We start from the raw sequence: 22,352 nt of genomic DNA, 5'->3' as shown, positions 1-22,352 counted from the left end.
GCTTCTCGCGCAGTTCCTCGCGCCCCTGGAACCCGCTTTCGTGTGCGGGCCGTGTGTGGTTGGCCGCGCAGTTCCTCGCGCCCCTTGGTAGGTCCCGCTTTCGTGTGCGGGCCGTGTGTGGTTGGTCGCGTGGTTCCTCGCGTCCCTTGGTAGGTCCGGCTTTCGGGTGCGGGTCGTGTGTGGTTGGTCGCGCGGTTCCTCGCGTCCCTGATGTGGCTGCGGTGGGGCGCCTTTGGGGGTGGGGTGTAGGGGGATGCCGGTCGGGGTGGGCATCTTCAGCCTGTCCGGCGATTGAGGACGAGCGCCGTTCAGGCGCGGGCGGGGTCTGGGGCGGAGCCCCAGGGGGCCGGAACCAACCAACCCCGCGGAACGGGCGGGCGGGTGGGCAAACATCCCCACCCCGAACCCCTAAGCGGGAGGCGCCCCCGTGCTTTCGCGCGGCTGCAACCGAGGCAGCGGATCCTGGAGCTGGCGCGGGGCGCCGCCGTCGAGCAGGGCCAGCAGCTGCGTCGCCGCCCGCTGCCCGAATTCGTCCGCCTTGCGGACCAGCGCGGTGAGTTGGGGGTGCAGGGTGTGGCAGATGACGGAGTCCTCCCAGGACACCACCGAGACGTCCCGGGGAATGAGCAGCCCCCGCTCCGCCGCCACACTGACCGCCGCCACCGCCATGACCTCGTTGTCACAGATGAGGGCGGTGGGCGGGGTGGCGCCGCCGAACAGCCGTCGCGCGGCCTTCGCGCCCTGACGGTCAGTGAAGTCCGTGGTCACGGACACCGCGTGCTCAAGGCCGAGCCGCCGCGCCGCCGCCCGCAGCGAGGCGATCCTGCGGGCGGTGTGGGCGAAGCCCGGCGTACCGGCGATGTGGCCGATGCGGCGGTGCCCGAGTGCGTACAGGTGGCGCACGATCAGGTCCATCGCGCCGGAGTCGTCGGCCCAGATGTTGGACAGGCGTGCCTGGCGCGGGAGTTGGGGCGCCCCCGGGTTGCCGGGCGCCTCCATGCCGCCGATGATCACGGCCGGCAGGCCGAGTACCGCAAGGGTCTCCGGGCGCGGGTCCGAGACCCGGGGGTCGACCACGATGACCCCGTCGACCCGGCCCTCCGCCCACCAGCGCCGGTACAGCTCGCACTCCGCCTGGACGTCGTCGACCATCTGGAACACCAGCGCCTGGTCGTGCGGGGCGAGGCTCGCCTGGATGCCCGAGACGAGCTGGAGGAAGAACGACTCCCCGCCGAGGCTGTCCGCGGGGCGGGCCAGCACCAGGCCGACCGCCCCCGCGTTCTCGCCGGACAGCGCCCGCGCCGCGGAGCTGGGCCGCCAGCCGAGCCGGTCGGCGACCCGTATGACGCGACGCCGGGTCGAATCGGACACGCCGGGCCGGTTGTTGAGCGCGAACGACACCGCGCTCGTGGAGACGCCGGCCTCTCTGGCCACGTCCTTCATCGTCGGACGGCGGGGCGGCGGCGCATCGCTTTCGATCTCGCTCATGCGCAGATGGTAGCGCGGTAACGCGGTTTAGTTGAAGGTCACTAAACCGCCTTAGTTGAGCTCCAACATTCAGGACTTTAGTCCTTTTTAGCGCCGCTGAGCTGGCCCTTTAGTCAATAGGGCCACTTATTCGCTATTGACGCCCAATTAATGCGGGCTGCATGGTGTGCGGCAACGTCATCGGGACGAGGCGAAGGAGTCAGCCACTCATGTCCATTCATCGCAGGGTCGCGATCCGGACGGCCGTCGGACTCGGCGCGGCCCTCTCGCTCACCGTGCTCACCGCGTGCGGCGGCGGCGGGAGCGACAAGGGCTCGGCCACCGACGGGAAGATCGAGGGCGAGATCAAGTTCCAGACGTGGAACCTCCGCGCCAACTTCAAGGACTACTTCGAAGGCGTCATCAAGGACTTCGAGAAGGCGAACCCCGGCGCCACGGTGAAGTGGGTGGACCAGCCCGCCGACAACTACGCCGACAAGCTGAGCGCCGACGCCACCGCCGGCACCCTGCCCGATGTCGTGAACCTCTCCCCGGACCTCGCCTATCCGCTGGCCAAGGCCGGCACCCTGCTCAACCTGGACAAGGACAAGGTCGCCGCCACATTCAAGCCCGAGTACTTGGACGGCGCCTGGAAGGGCTTCGACATGCCGGGGCTCGACGGCTCGTACGCCCTGCCCTGGTATCTGAACACCGGCCCGCTCTTCTACAACAAGTCGATGTTCAAGGACGCCGGCCTCGACCCCGAGAAGGCGCCGAAGACGTTCGACGAACTCTTCGCGGACGCAAGCCGGTTGGCGCAGAAGGGCAAGGCGACGCTGGCCCAGCCGCCGACCGTCGAGGACTTCGGACGGTACGGCGTCCAGATCATGAGCGCGGACGGCACGAAGTTCACCTTCAACGACGCCAAGGGCGTCGCGCTCCTGACGAAGTATCAGAACATGTTCAAGGAGGGCGGGCTGCACAAGCAGGCGCTGACGCTCACCGCCGAGACCGCCGGGCAGAAGTTCCTCCAGCAGGAGGTCGCCATGAACCCGGGCAGCGCCCACGACCTGGACAACTTCAAGAAGAACGCCCCGTCGCTCTACGGCAGCCTCGGCATCACCGACGTACCGACCAACACCGGCAAGCAGAACATGTACTTGCAGGGGCTCTCGGTCAACTCGCAGAGCAAGAACGCCGCGACCGCCCTGGCCTTCGCGCACTTCGTCACCGACCAGAAGAACCAGGAGGACTTCGGCCACAAGGTCGCCGTCTTCCCCAGCACCAAGGGCTCGCTCGACAAGCCGTACTGGACCACGTCCGACGGCAGCGAGGAGGGCAAGATACGGGTCGCGTCGGCCAGGATGCTGCCGAGCGCCGTCAACTACACGCCGGTCCTGTTCAGCGACGAGATGAAGACGATCCTGCGCAACGAGATCGCCAAGTGCCTCCAGGGCAAGGCATCCCCGAAGGAGGCTCTGGACAGCGCGGCCGGCCAGATGACCAAGCTGATCCAGCAGAAGTGACCCGGCGGACCGAACGATGAGCACCTCGACTCCGGCCGTCGCAGCGAAGGGGCCCGCGGACCGTGTCACCGCCGCGGCCCCCGGGCGCCGCGCCGCAGGCCGCCCCGCGGGCCGCACCCACCGGGCGTTCAGCCCCTGGCTGTTCCTCGCGCCCGGCCTCCTGATCACCCTCGCCTTCACCCTCTACCCGTTCCTGGCCACGGTGTGGAAGTCGTTCACCGACGCCCGCACCCTGACCCCCGGCAGCTTCGTCGGCTTCGACAACTTCACCGCACTCCTGGACGACGACCAGTTCTGGGTCGCCCTGCGCAACAGCGCGCTGTACGTGATCGTGGTCGTGCCCTGCCTGGTCCTCCTGCCGCTGCTGCTCGCGCTCCTGGTCCAGCGGCACATCCCCGGCATCGCGTTCTTCCGGTCCGCCTACTACACGCCCGTCGTGGCGTCGGTCGTCGTCGTGGCGCTGATGTGGGTGTGGATGCTGGACGATCGCGGCTTCGTCAACGGCGTGCTGCACATGGTGGGTGTCGACCCCGTCCCGTTCCTGTCCGACCAGTGGCTGCTGCTGTTCAGTTCGATGGCCCTGACCGTGTGGAAGGGCCTCGGCTACTACATGATCATTTACCTGGCGGCGCTCGCCAACGTACCCAGGGAACTGCACGAGGCCGCCGAGGTGGACGGCGCCGGTCCCGTCCGCCGCTTCGTCTCCATCACCATGCCGTCCGTGCGTTCCACGATGGTCCTGGTCGGCGCGCTCTCCGCGGTCTCCGCGTTCAAGGTCTTCAGCGAGGTCTTCATGATCGCGGGGCCGACCGGCGGGCCCGGCGGCGCCGACACCACGCTCGTCATGCTCATCCAGCGGACCGGCACCGGACTCCAGGGCCGCACCGGCTACGCCTCCGCCATGTCGATCGTGCTGTTCCTGCTGACGCTCGCCCTGATGCTCCTGGTGCTGCGGGCCGACCGGAGGGACAAGGACTGATGGCCGACCGGAGGGACAAGGACTGATGGCCGATCGCAAGGACGAACACTGATGGCCGACCGGAAGGACGAACGCTGATGGCCGCCGTCGGCCACCCCCAGGCCCCCGACCGCCCGCGCCGCGGACGTACGCCCCGAGGGCGCGCGGCGCTGCGGTACACCGCCCTCGTCCTCATGCTGCTCGTCATGACCGGGCCGTTCCTGTGGCAGCTGTCCACCTCACTCAAGGGCGCCACCGAGGACATCTACACCTCGCCGCCCCAACTGCTGCCCCAGCACCCCACCTTCGCCAACTACCGCGACGTCGCCGAGATCATCCCGGTCTGGGACTTCATCCTGAACTCCGTGAAGGTGGCCCTCACCAATGTGGCCGCCAATGTCGTCGGCGCCGCGCTGGCCGGATACGCGCTCTCCCGGCTCCGCTTCAGAGGCCGCGCCGCCGCCGGGACCCTGTTCGTCCTCGCCCTTCTGGTCCCGACGGAAGCGACGATGCTGGCCCAGTTCGCCACCATGCGCACCCTGGAGCTCAACAACACCCTGGTCGCCGTGGTGCTGCCGGGCTGCATCGGCGCGATGAACGTGCTCCTGATGCGCAACGCCTTCGACAGCATCCCCTACGAGATCGAAGAGGCGGCCATCGTCGACGGCGCCAACGTCTGGCAGCGCTTCAGCCGGATCGCGCTGCCCGCCGTGAAGGGCACCCTCGCCGTCGTCGCGATCTTCTCCTTCATGGGCGCCTGGGACGACTTCCTGTGGCCCCTGATCGTGCTCTCCGACTCCGAACACTTCACGCTCACCGTCGGCCTGAACTTCCTGCACGGCACGTTCTCCGACAACCAGCGCGTCGTGGCGGCCGGCACCATCATCGCCGTCGCCCCGCTGATCGTGATGTTCGCCTGCCTCCAGCGGTTCTTCTTCCGCGGGGTCGGTGAGGGCGCGGTCAAGGGATAGCGGTCCCTTTTGCCGGTCATCCGGTCGCCACCCCCTTCTCGCAGAACTACCTTGGAGTTCACCCCATGGCAGGCCCGCGCTTCGGCGTCAACTACACGCCCAGCCAAGGCTGGTTCCACCACTGGCTCGACTACGACCCGCAGGCGGTCCGCGCCGACCTCGACTCGATCGCCGCGCTCGGCGTCGACCACATACGGGTCTTCCCGCTCTGGCCGTACTTCCAGCCCAACCGCACCCTGATCAGGCCCCGCGCCGTCGAGCACCTGGTCGATGTCGCGGACGCCGCCGCCGAGCGCGGCCTCGACGTCAACGTCGACGGACTCCAGGGGCACCTGTCGAGCTTCGACTTCCTGCCCGCCTGGACCCGCACCTGGCACCGCCGCAACCTGTTCACCGACCCCGAGGTCACCGACGGGCAGGCCGCCTACCTGCGCACGCTGGCCGCCGCCCTCGCCGACCGGCCCAACTTCATCGGCATGACCCTCGGCAACGAGATCAACCAGTTCGCCGCGGGCCCGCACCCCGACCCCGACCGGGCCACCCCCGACCAGGTCGACCGGTGGCTCGACCGGATGCTGGCGGCCTGCGAGGCGGGGGCGCCCGGCAGGCTCCACCTGCACGCGGAGTACGACGCGTGCTGGTACCAGGACGACATGCCGTTCACCCCCGCCCAGGCGGCCCGGCGCGGCGCGGTGACCGCCGTGCACTCCTGGGTCTTCAACGGCACCGCGCAACTGCACGGGCGGCTCTCCGTGCCGACCGAGCACCACGCCGCCTATCTGGTCGAACTGTCCAAGGCGTGGGCGAAGGACCCGCACCGCCCGGTCTGGCTCCAGGAGGTCGGCGCGCCCGCGCCGCTGGTGCCGCCGGTGCACGCCGCCGCCTTCACCGAGGCGACCGTCGAGAACGCCCTGGACTGTCCCGGGCTGTGGGGCATCACCTGGTGGAGCTCCCACGACGTCTCGCGCGACCTCGCCGACTTCCCCGAACTCGAATACGGGCTCGGCCTCTTGACCAACGACCGGCGCCCCAAGGACACCGCCCGAGTCCTCGCACGGACCGCGGCGGCGTTCCGCGACGGCGCCCGTGCCTACGCCCCCGCGCCCCGCGCCACCGCCGTCGTGGTACCGGACCACCCCGCGTCCCGTTCGGTGTGCGCGCCCGGCGGCGCCGTCTTCGAGGCGTTCTTCGGGCTCACCGCCGACGGCGCCCGGCCCACCACCGTCCTCGCGAGCCGCGCGGGGGACCGGGACCATCTCGCCGCGCGCGGCATCACCGAAGTCGTCACCCCCGACCAGGTCCGGTAACGCTCCCGCCAGGAGGCACCCCGTGAACCAGCACCCCACCAGACGCGCCGTGGTCATCGCAGGCGCCGCGGCCGCCCTCGTGCCCGCGTCACCCGCACACGCCGCGCCCGCGAACACCCCCACGCCGCACGGGGCCGGACCGTCAACCCGGCCCGCCCTCAAGCCTGTTCAGCCGTACGCCTCCTACTGGTACCCCAACTCGCTGCCCGAGGGCGGTCCCGGCGCCGGCATCACCTGGCGCAGTCTGAAGTCCTGGCGCGCGGCGAACGACCCCGACCTGGCGTTCAACGCGGCGTCCGTGCCGCTGGCCGCACGGTTCACGCCCACCGCGGCGAACGCGACCGCCCACGCCGGGCAGGCCCGCGTCCAGTCGCTCGTCTCGTTCGGGCCGACCGCGTCCAACCCGTCCCAGGGCGCGCCCACCGCCGACTACTACGCGCTCACCCACTGGGCGTACCTGGACGAGCTGGTCTTCTGGGGCGGCTCCTCCGGCGAAGGGCTGATCCTCGCGCCGAACGCGCCCGTCGTGGACGCGGCCCACCGGCACGGCGTGCCCGTCCTCGGCAACGTCTTCCTGCCGCCGGCCGCGTACGGGGGGCAGCTCCAGTGGACCCGCGACCTGGTGCAGAAGGATACGGCGGGCCGCTACCCGCTGGCCGCCCAACTGGCCGCGGTCGCCGCCGCGTACGGCTTCGACGGATGGTTCATCAACGCCGAGACCGGCGGCGGCAACACCGCGCTCGCCACGGACATGCGCGGCTTCGTGACGGAGCTGAAGTCACTGGGCACGGCCAAGGGCCTGCGCGTCACCTGGTACGACTCGATGACCGCCAACGGCTCGGTGAGCTGGCAGGGCGCGCTCAACGAGCAGAACCAGGCGTTCTTCCAGGCCGCCGACACCATGTTCCTCGACTTCCGCTGGTCGCCCGGGACCCTCGCCGCGTCCGGCGCCAAGGCCGAGCAACTGGGCCGCAAGCGCTACGAGTTGTGGGCCGGCGTGGATGTGGAGTCCAACGGCTGGGGCTCCTCCGTGGACTGGGACGCCATCGTCCCCGCCGCCAAGCCGCACGTCACCTCGTTCGGCTTCTACCGGCCCGAGTGGACCCGCAACCACCTGCCCGAGCACCGCACCCCCGGCGACTTCCACGCCGCCGACGACCGCTTCTGGACCGGCGCCTCGCTCGACCCCTCGCGTCCGGACCCGGCCGACCCCTGGCGCGCCCCCGCCACCGCCGTCGCCGACCGCTCCACCGTCACCGCGCTGCCCTTCGCCACCACCTTCAACACCGGGCACGGGGCGCGCTGGTACGACGGGGGCACGGTGACATCGCCCGCCGAGTGGAACCACCTGGGGCTCCAGGACCGCCTCCCCTCCCGCCGCTGGGTCACCCGCACGACCGGCCGGCACCCCGCCGTCACCTTCGACTTCGCGGACGCGTGGCGCGGCGGGAGCAGCGTCCTGGTCTCGGGCGAGCCCGGCGCGCCGGTCACGCTCGACCTCTACGCGACCCGGCTGCCGCTCTCCCGGCGTACGGTCGTCGAGCTCACCCACCGCGCGGACGCGGACGTCGCCGTCGAACTGGCCGTCGCCACCCATGAACCCGCCCGGCCGGGCGCCCCGTACCCCTACCGCCTGCTGCCCGCCGGCACCCTGAAGGCGGGCGCCTGGACCACCACGCGCCTGTCCCTCGCCGGCCTGTCCGGCACCGCACGGTCGATCGGCGTACGCCTCGTGGCGCCGGGTGCGCTGCACTACCGGCTCGGCGCGCTCGCCATCCGCGACGAGCCTCAAATGCCTGCCAGGCCGCGGGAGTTGCGTATCGTCGCCGGGTTGGACGGACTGCGGTTCACCTGGCGGCCCGCGCCCGGTCCCGTACGCCACTACGAGCTGCACCGGATCCTGCCCGACGGCACCCGGCGCTTTCTCGGCGGCACCTGCCAGAGCGCCTTCTTCGTGCCGGGCCAGGTACCCGAGCAGGGCGAGCAGTCGGCATGCTTCGAGGTGCGGGCGGTGGGCGAGCTCTACACCGTGTCCGGCCACGCACGGGCCACCCACACCTGGTAGTCCACACCCGGCAGTCCCACCCCATTCCGAACGGAGCACCCCCCATGCATGATGACCGCGGCCTGGTCGAAGCCCGCCTCAAGCGCGTTCTCGACGAGCGCGTCCGCCCGGCCGTGTACCCCGAGTCGGTGCCGCTGGACGTCGCCGTGTGGGTGGCGCCCAGGATCGGGGCCTCCCCCGATCGGACGGAGTCGAAGGCCTGGGGAACGGTGCCGGTCGAGGAAGGCATCGCGGCCGATGTGACGCCGGTCGCGGTCGGCGACCGGTGGGGCGCCCCGTGGGGGACCAGCTGGTTCCGGGTGACCGGGCGGGTGCCCGAGGAGTGGGCGGGCCGGTCCGTCGAGGCGATCCTCGATCTCGGCTTCGACGAGAACATGCCGGGCTTCCAGTGCGAGGGCCTGGTCTACCGGCCCGACGGCACCCCGGTGAAGGGCCTCAACCCGCGCAACCAGTGGGTGCGTATCGGCGCCCCGGTCGACGGCGGCGAGGAGGTGCGCCTGCACATCGAGGCCGCGTCCAACCCGGTCCTGCTCGACTACCACCCCTTCCTGCCGACCCGGCTCGGTGACATCGAGACCTCGCACAGCGACCCGCTCTACACGCTGGCCCGGATGGATCTGGCGGTCTTCGACGAGACGGTGTGGCGCCTGGTCATCGACCTGGAGGTGCTGGGCGAGCTCATGCACGAGCTGCCCGTCGAGTCGGGGCGGCGCTGGGACATCCTGCGGGCCGTCGACCGCGCCCTTGACGCACTCGACCTCCAGGACGTCAACGGCACGGCGGGCGCGGCGCGTTCGGAGCTGACCGGGGTCCTGTCGTCCCCCGCCGAGCCCTCGGCGCACCGGATCAGCGCGATCGGCCACGCCCATATCGACTCGGCGTGGCTGTGGCCGCTGCGCGAGACGGTGCGCAAGGTGGCGCGTACGACGTCCAACATGACCGCGCTCCTGGACGACGAGCCCGAGTTCGTCTTCGCCATGTCGCAGGCCCAGCAGTGGGCGTGGATCAAGGAGCACCGGCCCGAGGTGTGGGCGAAGGTCGTCAAGGCGGTCGCCGACGGCCGGTTCGTGCCGGCCGGCGGCATGTGGGTGGAGGCCGACACCAACATGCCGGGCTCGGAGGCGATGGCCCGCCAGTTCGTGCACGGAAAGCGGTTCTTCATCGACGAGTTCGGCGTGGACAACGACGAGGCGTGGCTGCCCGACACGTTCGGCTTCGCCGCGGGCCTTCCGCAGATCATCAAGGCGGCCGGCTCCAAGTGGCTGCTGACCCAGAAGATCTCGTGGTCCCAGACCAACAAGTTCCCGCACCACACCTTCCAGTGGGAGGGCATCGACGGCACCCGGATCTTCACCCACTTCCCGCCGGTCGACACCTACAACTGCGCCATGAAGGGCAGCGAGATCGCGCACGCGGCCAAGAACTTCAAGGACAAGGGCGTCGCCCGGCACTCGCTCGCGCCGACCGGCTGGGGCGACGGGGGCGGCGGCACCACCCGCGAGATGATCGCGAAGGCGGCGCGGCTGCGGGACCTGGAAGGCAGCGCGCGGGTCGTGTGGGAGACGCCGGCCGAGTTCTTCACGAAGGCGCAGGCCGAGTACGCCGATCCGCCGGTGTGGGTGGGCGAGCTGTACCTGGAACTGCACCGGGCCACGCTCACCAGCCAGGCGAAGACCAAGCAGGGCAACCGCAGGAGCGAACACCTGCTGCGGGAGGCGGAGTTGTGGTCGGCGACGGCGGCCGTGCGGGTCGACGGATTCGCCTACCCCTACGCCGACCTCGACCGCATCTGGAAGACGGTCCTGCTCCACCAGTTCCACGACATCCTCCCCGGCTCGTCGATCGCGTGGGTGCACCGCGAGGCCGAGAAGACGTACGCGATGGTGGCCGCCGAGCTGACCGCCCTCATCGACAGCGCGCAGCGCGCACTGGCGGGGGAGGGCGCCGAGCCCCTGGTGTTCAACGCGACCCCGCACACGCGGGGCGGGGTGGCGGCGGGCGGCGCGGCGGCGCCGGCCGGGGACGAGGAGGCCGGGCTCTTTGCCCGCCCGGACGGCGGTTTCGTCCTGTCCAACGGGCGGCTGAGGGTGGAGATCGACGGGCGGGGCCTGGTCGTGTCGGCGTACGACAGGGTCGCCGGCCGGGAGTCGATCGCGCCCGACCGCCCGGCGAACCTGCTCCAGATCCACCCCGACTTCCCGAACATGTGGGACGCGTGGGACGTCGACGCCTTCTACCGCAACACGGTGACGGACCTGGTCGAGGCGGACGAAGTGGCCGCGGAAGAGGGCGCATCGGTGCGGGTGGTGCGCTCGTTCGGCGCGTCCAGGGTGACCCAGCGGCTCACCCTCGCACCCGGGGCCCCGCGCCTGGACATCGTCACGGAGGTGGACTGGCACGAGACGGAGAAGTTCCTGAAGCTGGCCTTCCCGCTGGACGTGCACGCGGAGCGGTACGCCTCCGAGACGCAGTTCGGCCACTTCTACCGCGCCACACACACCAACACGAGCTGGGAGTCCGCCAAGTTCGAGGCGTGCAACCACCGCTTCGTGCATCTGGAGGAGCCGGGCTGGGGCGTGGCCCTGGTCACCGACTCGACGTACGGCCACGACGTGACCCGTACGGTGCGCGACGACGCGGGCACGACGACCACCCTGCGCGTCTCGCTGCTGCGCGCCCCCCGCTTCCCGGACCCCGAGACCGACCAGGGCCCGCACCGCTTCCGCCACAGCCTCGTGCCGGGCGCGACGATCGGCGACGCGGTGCGCGAGGGGTACGGGGTGAACCTGCCCGAGCGGACCCTGCCCGGAGCCGGCCCGGTCGCCCCCCTGGTGGTGGTCGACAACGACGCGGTCGTGGTGACGGCGGTGAAACTCGCGGACGACACAAGCGGCGACGTGGTGGTCCGCTTCCACGAGGCGTGCGGCGGGCGGGCAAGGGCGACCCTCACGCCCGGCTTCACGGCGCACAGTGTCACGGTGACGGACCTGCTCGAACGTCCTTTGTCCGAGGCCGAGTCGACGGATGGCGCGGTCGAGGTCGCCCTGCGCCCCTTCGAACTGCGGACGCTGCGATTCCGGCGGTCGTGAACCGATGCGGCCGTCGCGCTCCGATGCGGCCGTCGTGTCCCGGCCGACCCGCCACGGGCCGGCCGGGACACGACAGCCGGCGGCCTCACACCGGCCGGAACCAGACGGTGGCCAGCGGCGGCAGGGTCAGGTTGAGGGAGACGGGGCGGCCGTGGGACGGGGTCGCGTCGGGCTTGAGGGGGTCGGGGTTGCCCACCCCGCCTCCGCCGTAGCGGGCCTCGTCCGTGTTCAGGGTCTCCTGCCAGGCGGAGACCGTCTCCGGCACGCCCAGGCGGTACTCCGCCCGGACCACCGGCGAGAAGTTGGACACGGACAGGAGCGGTGAGCCCGAGGCGTCGTGGCGCAGGAACGCGAAGACGTTGTCCTCCGCCGCGTCGCCCGCCAGCCACGAGAAGCCCGCCGGGTCCGTGTCGCGCTCCCACAGGGCGGGCTCCCGCGCGTAGGCGCGGTTCAGGTCGCGCACCAGGTCGCGTACGCCCCGGTGGTCCGGCTCGGCGCTGTAGGAGGGGTCGAGCAGCCACCAGTCGGGGCCGTGCTCCTCGGACCACTCGGCGCCCTGCGCGAACTCCTGCCCCATGAAGAGGAGTTGCTTGCCGGGGTGGGCCCACATGAAGCCCAGATAGGCGCGGTGGGTGGCGCGCTGCTGCCACCAGTCGCCGGGCATCTTCGACACCAGGGCCCGCTTGCCGTGGACCACCTCGTCGTGCGAGATCGGCAGCACATAGTTCTCGCTGTACGCGTACACCATGGAGAACGTCATCTCGCTGTGGTGGTACTTGCGGTGCACCGGCTCGTGCTGGACGTAGCCGAGCGAGTCGTGCATCCAGCCCATGTTCCACTTCAGGCCGAAGCCGAGGCCGCCGTGGTCGGTGGGCCGGGTCACGCCGTCCCAGGCGGTGGACTCCTCGGCGATGGTCACCACGCCCGGGCAGCGCCGGTAGACCGTGGCGTTCATCTCCTGGAGGAAGGCCACCGCGTCCAGGTTCTCGCGGCCGCCGTGCTCATTGGGGTTCCACTCGCCGTCCTCGCGCGAGTAGTCCAGGTAGAGCATCGAGGCGACCGCGTCGACGCGGAGCCCGTCGACGTGGAACTCCTCGCACCAGTACGTGGCGTTGGCGACCAGGAAATTGCGGACCTCCTTGCGGCCGTAGTCGAATTCGAGGGTGCCCCAGTCGGGGTGCTCGGCGCGCAGCGGGTCCTCGTGCTCGTACAGGGTGCGCCCGTCGAACTCCGCGAGCGCCCAGTCGTCCTTGGGGAAGTGCGCCGGCACCCAGTCCACGATCACGCCGATGCCCGCCTCGTGCAGCGCGTCGACCAGGAAGCGGAAGTCGTCGGGGGTGCCCATCCGGGACGTCGGGGCGTAGAAGCCGGTGACCTGGTAGCCCCAGGAGCCGCCGAAGGGATGCTCGGACACCGGCAGGAACTCCACATGGGTGAAGCCCAAGTCCTTGACGTACGCCGGGAGTTGATCGGCAAGCTGGCGGTAGGTCAGGCGCGGGCGCCACGAGGCCAGGTGGACCTCGTACACCGAGAACGGCGCCTCGTGCACCGGACGCGTGGCGCGGCGCGCCATCCAGTCGTCGTCGCGCCAGATGTGGTGCGACTCCGTGACGATCGAGGCGTTGGCGGGCGGCACCTCGGTGCGTCGCGCCATCGGGTCGGCCCGCAGGGTGTGGCTGCCGTCGGGGCGCATGATGTCGAACTTGTACAGCGCCCCGTCGCCGACGCCGGGCAGGAACAGCTCCCACACGCCGGTCGAGCCGAGGGAGCGCATGGGGTGCGCGGTGCCGTCCCAGTACGTGAAGTCGCCGGTGACCCTGACCCCCTGGGCGTTCGGCGCCCACACCGTGAAGCGGGTTCCCGTGACGCCCTGGTGGACCATCGGGCGGGCGCCTAGCGCCGTCCACAGCTCCTCGTGCCGGCCCTCGCCGATCAGGTGCAGATCGAGGTCGCCGAGCGAAGGCAGGAAGCGGTACGGGTCCTGCACCTCGATCTCGTTGTCGTCATAGGTGACGAGCAGCGTGTAGTCCGGGACCGTACGCAGCGGCAGCACCCCGGAGAACAGGCCGTCGCCGTCGTCGTGCAGCTCGGCCCGCAGCCCCTTGCCGAGCACGGTCACGGCCTGCGCGTAGGGGCGCAGGGCACGGATCGCCACCCCGCCGCGCACCAGGTGCGCGCCGAGCATGTAGTGCGGGTCGTGGTGTCCGCCCGCGAGCAGGCGCCCCCGGTCCGCGGCGCTGAGGGCGGGCGCGGGCCGTACACCGCGGCTCGCGGGCCGGCGCGGCGCGGGGGGCGTCTTGGCGGCCTTGGCCGCCGGGGCCGCTGTCTGGGCGGTGCGGGGGGCGGGTTCAGAGGAGTTGCGGGCGGGGCGGGGGGTCACGGGGTCTGCCTCCTCGGGGCGTCGTGCGCGGGTGGGTGGGGATTCTGGTGGATCAGGGTCGGTCAGGGCGCGGCGTCTGGTGCGGTGCATCGCAAGGCGCCGGAACGGCTTGTAGCGGAGCTATCGGGGCGTTTGGGCAACGCCGCGAAGTGCCGTGCCAGACGTCGCGCCCCCGGCCCTGGTCCACCAGACACCCCCTAGGAACCGGCCAGGCGGTCGATCGCCGCCATCGGCACGGGCAGCCAGTCGGGGCGGTGCCGGGCTTCGTAGAGCACTTCGTACACCGCCTTGTCGGTCTCGTACGCGCGCAGCAGCTCGGGCGAGTCACGCGGGTCGCGGCCCGAGCGCGCCGCGTAGCCCGAGCAGTACGCGGCCCGGCAGTCCTCGGCCCAGCGGGGGTTGTTCGGGCGGGCGGAACAGGAGGCGTAGTCGAAGGAACGCAGCATGCCGGCGACGTCACGCACCGGGGGCTGCGGGCGGCGGCGCTCGGCGAGCGGGCGGCTCGGCTCGCCCTCGAAGTCGATCACCGACCAGGGCCCTTCGCCGGCCCGCAGGGCCTGGCCGAGGTGGAGGTCGCCGTGGACACGCTGGGCCGTGCCCGCCGTGTCGAGCGCGGCGACCGCGTCGAAGGCGGCCCGCAGCCCCGGGACGTAGGGCGCGAGCGCGGGCACGGCCTGGGCGGTGGCGTCGAGGCGCTCGGTCATCGCGTCCGCGATCAGCGCGGTCTGCGGGCGGCCGAGGGAGACGGCCGGGAAGGCGTCGGCGAGCGCCAGGTGCACATCGGCGGTGGCCCGCCCCAGTTCGTACGCCTCCTCGGTGAAGGGGCGTCCGTCCGCGAGCGAGGCGAGCGCGAGGGTCCAGCCGTCGTCGGCGCCGCGCAGGAACGGCTGGAGCACCCCGAGTGTCGTCTCCTGGGGCTGCGAGGTCCGGAACCAGGCGGCGGGGGCGGGCACCCTCTCGCAGCCCTGGCGGGCCAGGGCCCACGGCAGCTCCAGGTCCGGATTGACGCCGGGCTGCACCCGCCGGAACACCTTGAGAATGAACGTATCTCCGTACACCAGCGAGGAGTTGGACTGCTCCACGCCGAGCATGCGCGGCGCGAGATTGGGCGCCACGGTGACCTCGGGGTCGCGTTCGAAACAGAGCGGGCCCACCGTGCCCGGGTTGCGCAGCCGCTCCAGGAGCAGGGCGGCGGACTGCGGGTCCTGGAGGGCGTCGTACACGGTGCGTCCGGCCAGCGGGCCCTGGCTCGCCCGGCCGATCAGGGCGGGCGCGAGACGGGGCGGCAACTGGTCGCGCACCCCGACGAGGAGCTGGTAGCAGTCGGCGGGCTGCGCCCTTGGCGGGTTGCTCGGGGCGGGCGGTGCGGCGTGTTCGGTGCGGACGAGCAGATGCAGGAAGCCGGGCAGCAGCTCCGTCGCGGTGAGCAGCGCGAAGTCCGTGACGGGCCGCCCCTTTCCCGCGAACCAGCGCTGCCGTGGCAGCCATTCGTGCAGCAGGGGTGCGAGTGAGGTCAGCAGCCTGGTGAGTGGGAGGCCGGTCGTACGGGGCGGTGCGGCCTTCGGCATGGCGGCGCATCCTTTCCCCGGGCACACATCGAGTTGCGCAGAGTGTCCCGGATTGCAACAGAAGCTGTCCGGCGGCGCGCGGGGTCCGGGGTTCAGAGTGCCCCGGGCGGAGCGCTGGAAACCGCTCCGCCCGGGCCCCGGTCACAGGGCTGCGGGGGGCGGGGTGGGGTCCTTGCGCAGCCGGAACCAGTAGAAGCCGTGGCCCGCCAGGGTGAGCAGATACGGCAACTCGCCGATCGCCGGGAAGCGCACCCCGCCGATCAGCTCCACCGGGTGCATCCCGTTGAACGCGCGCAGGTCCAGCTCGGTGGGCTGGGGGAAGCGCGAGAAGTTGTGCACGCACAGCACCAGGTCGTCGCCGTGTTCGCGCAGGAACGCCAGGACGGCCGGGTTGGAGGAGGCCAGCTCGGTGTACGAGCCGAGCCCGAAGGCGTGGTTCTGCTTACGGATCTCGATCATCCGCCGCGTCCAGTGCAGCAGCGAGGACGGCGAGGCCATGGACGCCTCGACGTTGGTCACCTGGTAGCCGTAGACGGGGTCCATGATCGTGGGCAGGAAGAGCCGGCCCGGGTCGCAGGAGGAGAACCCGGCGTTGCGGTCGGGCGTCCACTGCATCGGGGTGCGCACCGCGTCACGGTCGCCGAGCCAGATGTTGTCGCCCATCCCGATCTCGTCGCCGTAGTACAGGATCGGCGAGCCGGGCAGCGAGAGCAGCAGCGCGGTGAACAGCTCGATCTGGTTGCGGTCGTTGTCGAGCAGCGAGGCGAGGCGGCGCCGGATGCCGATGTTGGCGCGCATCCGGGGATCCTTGGCGTACTCGGCGTACATGTAGTCGCGCTCTTCGTCCGTGACCATTTCGAGGGTGAGCTCGTCGTGGTTGCGCAGGAAGATGCCCCACTGGGCGTTCTTCGGGATCGCCGGGGTCTTGGCGAGGATTTCCGAGACGGGGTAGCGGGACTCGCGCCGCACCGCCATGAAGATGCGCGGCATCACCGGGAAGTGGAACGCCATGTGGCACTCGTCGCCGCCCTTGGTGAAGTCGCCGAAGTAGTCGACGACGTCCTCGGGCCACTGGTTGGCCTCGGCGAGCAGCACCGTGTCCGGGTAGCTCGCGTCGATCTCGGCGCGTACCCGCTTGAGGAATTCATGCGTTGCCGGAAGGTTTTCGCAGTTGGTTCCCTCCTCCTGGTACAGGTAGGGCACCGCGTCGAGGCGGAAGCCGTCGATACCGAGATCGAGCCAGAAGCGCAGCGCGGAGACGATCTCCTCCTGCACGGCCGGGTTCTCGTAGTTGAGGTCCGGCTGGTGGGAGAAGAAGCGGTGCCAGTAGTACTGCTTGCGGACCGGGTCGAAGGTCCAGTTGGACGTCTCGGTGTCGACGAAGATGATCCGGGCGTCCTGGTACTGCTTGTCGTCGTCGGCCCAGACGTAGTAGTCGCCGTACGGGCCGTCCGGGTCCCGGCGCGACTCCTGGAACCACTCGTGCTGGTCGCTCGTGTGGTTCATGACGAAGTCGATGATCACGCGCATGCCGCGCTGGTGGGCGGCGTCCACGAACTCCACGAAGTCGGCCAGGTCGCCGAACTCGGGCAGGACGGCGGTGTAGTCCGAGACGTCGTAGCCGCCGTCGCGCAGCGGGGACTTGAAGAACGGCGGCAGCCAGAGGCAGTCGACGCCCAGCCATTGCAGATAGTCCAGCTTGGCGGTGATGCCCTTGAGATCCCCGACGCCGTCGCCGTTGCTGTCCTGGAAGGACCGCACGAGCACCTCGTAGAACACGGCGCGCTTGAACCACTCGGGGTCGCGGTCCTTGGCGGGGGTGTCCTCGAACGTGTCGTGGACGGGCTCATTGACGATCATGGTGTGGGTGACCCTCCGATCGGCGGGGACGGTCGCAGGACCAGGATGTGCGCGGGTGCTCGGCCCGGTTCAAGGCGCACGTAGTTGGCCCTGCCCCAGTGGTAGGTCTCTCCGGTGAGCTCGTCGCGCACCGGGAAGGACTCGTCCCATGCGAGGCCGAGTTCCGGCATGTCCAACGAGACCGTGGCCTCCTGGGTGTGGTGGGGGTCGAGGTTGGCGACCACCACAACAGTGTTCGATCCTGAGCGCTTGCTGTACGCGATCAACGCGTCGTTGTCGGTGTCGTGGAAGTGGACCGAGCGCAGCTGCCGCAGGGCCGGCTGGCGGCGCCTGATGCGGTTGAGCGCGGTGATCAGCGGAGCGATGGAACGGCCCTCGCGTTCGGCCGCCTCCCAGTCGCGCGGACGCAGCTGGTACTTCTCCGAGTGCAGGTACTCCTCACTTCCCGGCTTGGCGGGGACGTTCTCGCACAGCTCGTATCCGGCGTAGACGCCCCAGGACGGGGAGAGCGTCGCGGCGAGCACGGCCCGCACCTCGAAGGCGGGGCGGCCGCCGTCCTGGAGGTAGCCGTGCAGGATGTCCGGGGTGTTCACGAAGAAGTTGGGCCGCATGTAGGGCGCGGTCTCGGTCGCCAGCTCCGTGACGTACTCGGTGAGCTCCTGCTTGCCGGTGCGCCAGGTGAAGTACGTGTACGACTGCTGGAAGCCGATCGTGGCGAGGGTGCGCATCATCGCGGGCCGGGTGAACGCCTCGGCCAGGAAGATCACGTCCGGGTCGGTGCCGTTGATCTCGGCGATGACCTTCTCCCAGAACACCACCGGCTTGGTGTGGGGGTTGTCGACGCGGAAGATCCGTACGCCGTGCCCCATCCAGAACCGCAGCAGCCGTACGGTCTCCTCGATCAGACCCGGCATGTCCCGGTCGAAGGCGATCGGGTAGATGTCCTGGTACTTCTTCGGCGGGTTCTCGGCGTACGCGATCGTCCCGTCCACCCGGTGGTGGAACCACTCGGGGTGCTTGTCGACCCAGGGGTGGTCGGGAGAGCACTGGAGGGCGAAGTCGAGGGCCACCTCCAGACGCAGGTCGCGGGCGGCGGCCACGAAGTCGTCGAAGTCGTCGAGGGTGCCCAGATCGGAGTGGACGGCGTCGTGGCCGCCCTCGGCCGAGCCGATCGCCCAGGGCACGCCGACGTCCCAACGCCCGGCCTCCAGGCTGTTGTCGGGCCCTTTGCGGTAGGTGGTTCCGATGGGGTGGACCGGTGGCAGGTAGACGACGTCGAAGCCCATGGCGGCCACCGCGGGCAGCCGCGCGGCGGCGGTGCGGAAGGTGCCGGAGACTGGCGGGCCCTCGCCGGTGACCACGGCGCCCTCGGAGCGCGGGAACAGCTCGTACCAGGAGCCGTACAGGGCGCGCCGGCGTTCCACGAGCAGCGGCATCGGCGCCGAGCAGGTCACGAGGTCGCGCAGCGGGTACGCCGCGAGGGCCGCGCCGGCCGGTGGGGCCAGGGCGGCGGCGAGCCGGGCCGCGGGGGAGCGGCTCGTGTCGCGCAGGGCGTCCACCACGGCCAGGACCGCCTCGCGCCGCCCCTTCGCCTTCGGCACCCCGGCCGCGGCCCGCTCGTACAGCGCGGCGCCCTCCGCGAGGACGAGCTCGGTGTCCAGGCCGGCCGGGATCTTGATGCGGGCGTTGTGGCGCCAGGTCGTGAGCGGGTCGCCCCACGCCTCGACGGTGAACGTCCACAGGCCTTCGGAGGTCGGGGTGACATCGGCGCCCCACCGGTCGGTGCCGGGAGCGAGTTCGCGCATCGGGGTGAAGGGCCGGCGGCGGCCTCCCGGGTCACGCAGCACGACGTTGGCGGCCACGGCGTCATGGCCTTCACGGAACACGGTGGCGGTCACCTGGAAGCTCTCCCCGGCCACCGCCTTCGCGGGCCTTGTGCCGCACTCGACGGCGGGGCGCACGTCGAGCACGGGGATGCGGCCGATGGACGGGTTCGGGATCACGGGCTCACCTGTGGATGATTGGTATGGTTTGCCGCGTTTGCGGGATTCTGTCCTTTTTATCTGTTCCCCTGGCGACTGACCGGCTGCGGGCATGGCCGCTCCTGTCCGCGTTCACTCGAATGGCGTGCGGGAAAGACTGCGGGAAGGCGTACCGAGTGAGCCTTCCACGGTGTACGGGTGGGCATTCCGGCTGTTTGTTAACTACCTGCGCGTAATGGTTCGGACAAGGAATCCGCCCGTCCTTTGGCCGACAACGATCCAAACTTTGCCCGCCCGCACGTGAGGTGACGCCCTTTCAGGGAACGGCCGGGCGCGCCGCCCCCACCTGGAATCGGACAGGCCGGACCGCGGGGCACAGTCGTGGCCCGGGGCGCACCGGCACTACCTTCGGGAGTGAAGGAGGGGCGCACATCGCGGTGTGGCCGCCCCACTCCGTACGTCCCCTGCGAAGGTGGAAGCGTGAAGGCAATCCGTCGATTCACCGTGCGCCCCGTCCTGCCCGACGCCCTTCGTCCGCTCAGCGATCTCGCGCGCAATCTGCGCTGGTCCTGGCATGCGGAGACCCGAGACCTCTTCCAGTTCGTGGATCCCGACGGCTGGCGGGCGGCGGGTGAGGACCCCGTCCGGCTGCTCGGGTCCGTCAGCGCCGCCCGGCTCGACTCGCTCGCCCAGGACCGCCGCTTCCTGCGCAGGCTCACCGCTGCCGCCGACGACCTCGACGACTATCTGCACGGCCACCGCTGGTACCAGGACCAGAGCGGTGAACTCCCGTCCGCCATCGCCTACTTCTCGCCCGAGTTCGGTGTCACCGCCGCCCTGCCGCAGTACTCCGGCGGCCTCGGCATCCTCGCGGGCGACCATCTCAAGTCCGCCAGCGACCTCGGCGTACCGCTCATCGGGGTCGGCCTCCTCTACCGGCACGGATACTTCCGCCAGTCGCTCTCGCGCGAGGGCTGGCAGCAGGAGCACTACCCCCTGCTCGACCCCAACGAGCTGCCCGTCTCACTCCTGCGGGAGGCGGACGGCACCCCCGCCAAGGTCGCCCTCGCGCTCCCCGGCGGCCGCGCACTGCACGCCGCCGTCTGGCAGGCGAGGGTCGGCCGGGTGCCGCTGCTCATGCTCGACTCGGACGTCGAGGAGAACGGCCCGGGCGAACGCGACGTCACCGACCGCCTGTACGGCGGCGGCAGCGAGCACCGGCTGCTCCAGGAGATGCTGCTCGGCATCGGCGGAGTACGCGCGGTACGGACGTACTGCCGCCTCACCGGGCACCCGGCGCCCGAGGTGTTCCACACCAACGAGGGCCACGCCGGGTTCCTCGGGCTCGAACGCATCCGTGAACTCGCGGGCGATGGGCTGGAATTCGACGCGGCGCTGGAATCGGTGCGGGCCGGCACGGTGTTCACCACCCACACCCCGGTGCCGGCCGGAATCGACCGCTTCGACCGGGAGCTGGTCGCCCGCCACCTGGGCGACGACGGCGAACTGCCCGGCGTGGACGTCGAGAAGATCCTCCACCTCGGCATGGAGACCTACCCCGGCGGCGAGCCGAACCGCTTCAACATGGCCGTGATGGGGCTGCGCCTCGCCCAGCGCGCCAACGGCGTCTCCACCCTGCACGGCGCCGTCAGCCGGGACATGTTCGCGGGGCTCTGGCCGGGATTCGACCCCCAGGAGGTGCCGATCACCTCCGTCACCAACGGCGTGCACGCCCCCACCTGGGTGGCGCCCGAGGTCTTCCGGCTCGGCGCCCGCCAGATCGGCGCGGGCCGCACCGAGGACGCGCTGACCACCGGCGGCTCCGACCGGTGGGACGCGGTCACCGGCATCCCCGACGGCGAGATCTGGGAACTGCGCAGGGAACTGCGCGAACAGCTGGTCCACGAGACCCGGGAACGGCTGCGCGCCTCCTGGCGCCAGCGCGGCGCGGGCTCGGCCGAACTCGGCTGGATCGACTCGGTGTTGAGCCCCGACGTGCTCACCATCGGCTTCGCCCGGCGGGTGCCCTCCTACAAACGCCTCACGCTGATGCTGCGCGACCGCGACCGGCTGATGGAACTGCTGCTGCACCCGACGAGGCCCGTGCAGATCGTCGTCGCGGGCAAGGCGCACCCCGCCGACGACGGCGGCAAACGGCTCGTGCAGGAACTGGTGAAGTTCGCCGACGACCCACGGGTCCGCCACCGCATCGTGTTCCTGCCGGACTACGGCATGCGGATGGCGCAGAAGCTGTACCCGGGCTGCGACGTGTGGCTCAACAACCCGCTGCGCCCCCTGGAGGCGTGCGGGACGAGCGGGATGAAGGCGGCCCTCAACGGCTGCCTCAACCTGTCCGTCCTGGACGGCTGGTGGGACGAATGGTTCGAGCCGGACTTCGGCTGGGCCATCCCGACCGCGGACGGCGCGGCGACCGACGAGGACCGCCGCGACGAGCTGGAGGCCAATGCCCTGTACGACCTCATCGAGGACCGGGTCGCCCCCCGCTTCTACGACCGGGGCCCCTCGGGGCTGCCCGACCGCTGGATCGAGATGGTCCGCCAGACCCTGACCAAGCTGGGGCCCAAGGTGCTCGCGGGACGGATGGTGCGGGAGTATGTGACCCGTCTGTACGCGCCGGCCGCGGCGGCCCACCGCTCCCTCGACCCGTCCACGGCGCGCGATCTCGCGCACTGGAAGGCCCGGGTGCGGGGCTCCTGGCCGCGGGTCGCCGTGGAGCACGTCGAGGCGGTGGCCCCGGCGGCGGCCGCCCCGAACGGCACCGCGGAGCTCGGCTCCACGCTGGCGCTGCGGGTACGGGTGGCGCTGGGCGACCTCGGTCCCGACGACGTCGAGGTGCAGGCGGTGGCCGGCCGGGTGGACACGGCGGACGCCATCGCGGACGCGGCCACCTTCCCGCTGAAACCGGCGGGCGGCCCCGACCTGGAGGGCCGCTGGACCTACGAGGGCCCCCTCGCCCTGGACCGCACCGGCCCGTTCGGCTACACGGTCCGCGTGCTGCCGGCCCACCGCTGCCTCGCGACCCACGCGGAGCTGGGTCTGGTGGCGGGCCCGACGGAGGCGACGGGGGAGGGCGCCGGCGTGCTCATGCGCTGAGTCCGGTCCGCGCCCGGGCTCGCGGCCCGGGCGCGGACATGGGCGGTGCCCGGAGCCTCTGGGGC

Annotated in this window: 12 protein-coding genes; 7 read left to right on the top strand and 5 right to left on the bottom strand. The window is 71.1% G+C overall.

All coding sequences use genetic code 11. The annotated features are described in order from the left end of the window. Positions 1-408 precede the first annotated feature (408 nt). Positions 409-1,488 carry a LacI family DNA-binding transcriptional regulator gene (locus ACGFW5_RS08155; protein WP_393833343.1) on the bottom strand — a complete coding sequence of 360 codons (1,080 nt, stop codon included), beginning with the start codon at positions 1,486-1,488 and terminating at the stop codon, positions 409-411. Positions 1,489-1,697: 209 nt separating this feature from the next. Between ACGFW5_RS08155 and ACGFW5_RS08150 the strand changes: the two genes are divergently transcribed. From ACGFW5_RS08150 to ACGFW5_RS08125, 6 genes are all read left to right on the top strand, one after another. Then, positions 1,698-2,993 carry an ABC transporter substrate-binding protein gene (locus ACGFW5_RS08150; protein WP_393833342.1) on the top strand — a complete coding sequence of 432 codons (1,296 nt, stop codon included), beginning with the start codon at positions 1,698-1,700 and terminating at the stop codon, positions 2,991-2,993. 16 nt (positions 2,994-3,009) lie between these two features. Further along, complete coding sequence (locus ACGFW5_RS08145) at positions 3,010-3,972, top strand: carbohydrate ABC transporter permease (RefSeq protein ID WP_393833341.1); 963 nt, start codon at positions 3,010-3,012, stop codon at positions 3,970-3,972. A gap of 77 nt (positions 3,973-4,049) precedes the next feature. After that, positions 4,050-4,922, top strand: a complete 873-nt coding sequence (locus ACGFW5_RS08140) for a carbohydrate ABC transporter permease (RefSeq protein WP_393833340.1) — start codon at positions 4,050-4,052, stop codon at positions 4,920-4,922. A gap of 65 nt (positions 4,923-4,987) precedes the next feature. Beyond that, complete coding sequence (locus ACGFW5_RS08135; RefSeq protein WP_393833339.1) at positions 4,988-6,229, top strand: glycosyl hydrolase; 1,242 nt, start codon at positions 4,988-4,990, stop codon at positions 6,227-6,229. 22 nt (positions 6,230-6,251) lie between these two features. After that, the gene (locus ACGFW5_RS08130; RefSeq protein ID WP_393833338.1) at positions 6,252-8,294 is read left to right on the top strand and encodes an endo-beta-N-acetylglucosaminidase; all 2,043 of its coding nucleotides are present in this window, start codon (positions 6,252-6,254) and stop codon (positions 8,292-8,294) included. 44 nt (positions 8,295-8,338) lie between these two features. Next, positions 8,339-11,383, top strand: coding sequence for an alpha-mannosidase (locus ACGFW5_RS08125; protein ID WP_393833337.1), 3,045 nt, complete (start codon positions 8,339-8,341; stop codon positions 11,381-11,383). A gap of 85 nt (positions 11,384-11,468) precedes the next feature. On the opposite strand, the gene glgB is transcribed toward ACGFW5_RS08125, so the two are convergent. The 4 genes from glgB to ACGFW5_RS08105 form a co-directional block, all read right to left on the bottom strand. Next, entirely contained in the window at positions 11,469-13,853 is a 2,385-nt protein-coding gene (gene glgB / locus ACGFW5_RS08120) for a 1,4-alpha-glucan branching enzyme (protein ID WP_393833336.1), read from the bottom strand. Positions 13,854-13,960: 107 nt separating this feature from the next. Next, entirely contained in the window at positions 13,961-15,331 is a 1,371-nt protein-coding gene (locus ACGFW5_RS08115) for a maltokinase (RefSeq protein WP_393833335.1), read from the bottom strand. A 141-nt stretch (positions 15,332-15,472) separates the two neighbouring features. Then, positions 15,473-17,191: a maltose alpha-D-glucosyltransferase gene (gene treS, locus ACGFW5_RS08110; protein ID WP_393833334.1), complete on the bottom strand. Its 1,719-nt coding sequence runs from the start codon at positions 17,189-17,191 to the stop codon at positions 15,473-15,475. Further along, a complete protein-coding gene (locus tag ACGFW5_RS08105) occupies positions 17,188-19,287 on the bottom strand; it encodes a maltotransferase domain-containing protein (protein ID WP_393833333.1) in 2,100 nt (699 codons plus the stop codon). The genes treS and ACGFW5_RS08105 overlap by 4 nt, the downstream gene beginning before the upstream one ends. A 366-nt stretch (positions 19,288-19,653) precedes the next feature. On the opposite strand from ACGFW5_RS08105, the gene glgP reads away from it, so the two are divergent. Further along, complete coding sequence (glgP, locus tag ACGFW5_RS08100) at positions 19,654-22,287, top strand: alpha-glucan family phosphorylase (protein WP_393833332.1); 2,634 nt, start codon at positions 19,654-19,656, stop codon at positions 22,285-22,287. The last annotated feature ends 65 nt before the right edge of the window (positions 22,288-22,352 follow it).

Origin of the sequence: Streptomyces sp. NPDC048416 (assembly GCF_043200435.1) — a bacterium.
Classification (GTDB): domain Bacteria; phylum Actinomycetota; class Actinomycetes; order Streptomycetales; family Streptomycetaceae; genus Streptomyces.
This window is presented reverse-complemented; position numbering and strand designations above follow the sequence as displayed.

Coding starts and splice junctions, on each gene's coding strand:
- ACGFW5_RS08135 (WP_393833339.1), top strand. CDS start 4,988: ATGGCAGGCCCGCGCTTCGGCGTCAACTACACGCCCAGCCAAGGCTGG.
- treS (WP_393833334.1), bottom strand. CDS start 17,191: ATGATCGTCAATGAGCCCGTCCACGACACGTTCGAGGACACCCCCGCC.
- ACGFW5_RS08125 (WP_393833337.1), top strand. CDS start 8,339: ATGCATGATGACCGCGGCCTGGTCGAAGCCCGCCTCAAGCGCGTTCTC.
- ACGFW5_RS08155 (WP_393833343.1), bottom strand. CDS start 1,488: ATGAGCGAGATCGAAAGCGATGCGCCGCCGCCCCGCCGTCCGACGATG.
- ACGFW5_RS08150 (WP_393833342.1), top strand. CDS start 1,698: ATGTCCATTCATCGCAGGGTCGCGATCCGGACGGCCGTCGGACTCGGC.
- ACGFW5_RS08105 (WP_393833333.1), bottom strand. CDS start 19,287: ATGCCCGCAGCCGGTCAGTCGCCAGGGGAACAGATAAAAAGGACAGAA.
- ACGFW5_RS08145 (WP_393833341.1), top strand. CDS start 3,010: ATGAGCACCTCGACTCCGGCCGTCGCAGCGAAGGGGCCCGCGGACCGT.
- glgB (WP_393833336.1), bottom strand. CDS start 13,853: ATGCACCGCACCAGACGCCGCGCCCTGACCGACCCTGATCCACCAGAA.
- ACGFW5_RS08140 (WP_393833340.1), top strand. CDS start 4,050: ATGGCCGCCGTCGGCCACCCCCAGGCCCCCGACCGCCCGCGCCGCGGA.
- ACGFW5_RS08115 (WP_393833335.1), bottom strand. CDS start 15,331: ATGCCGAAGGCCGCACCGCCCCGTACGACCGGCCTCCCACTCACCAGG.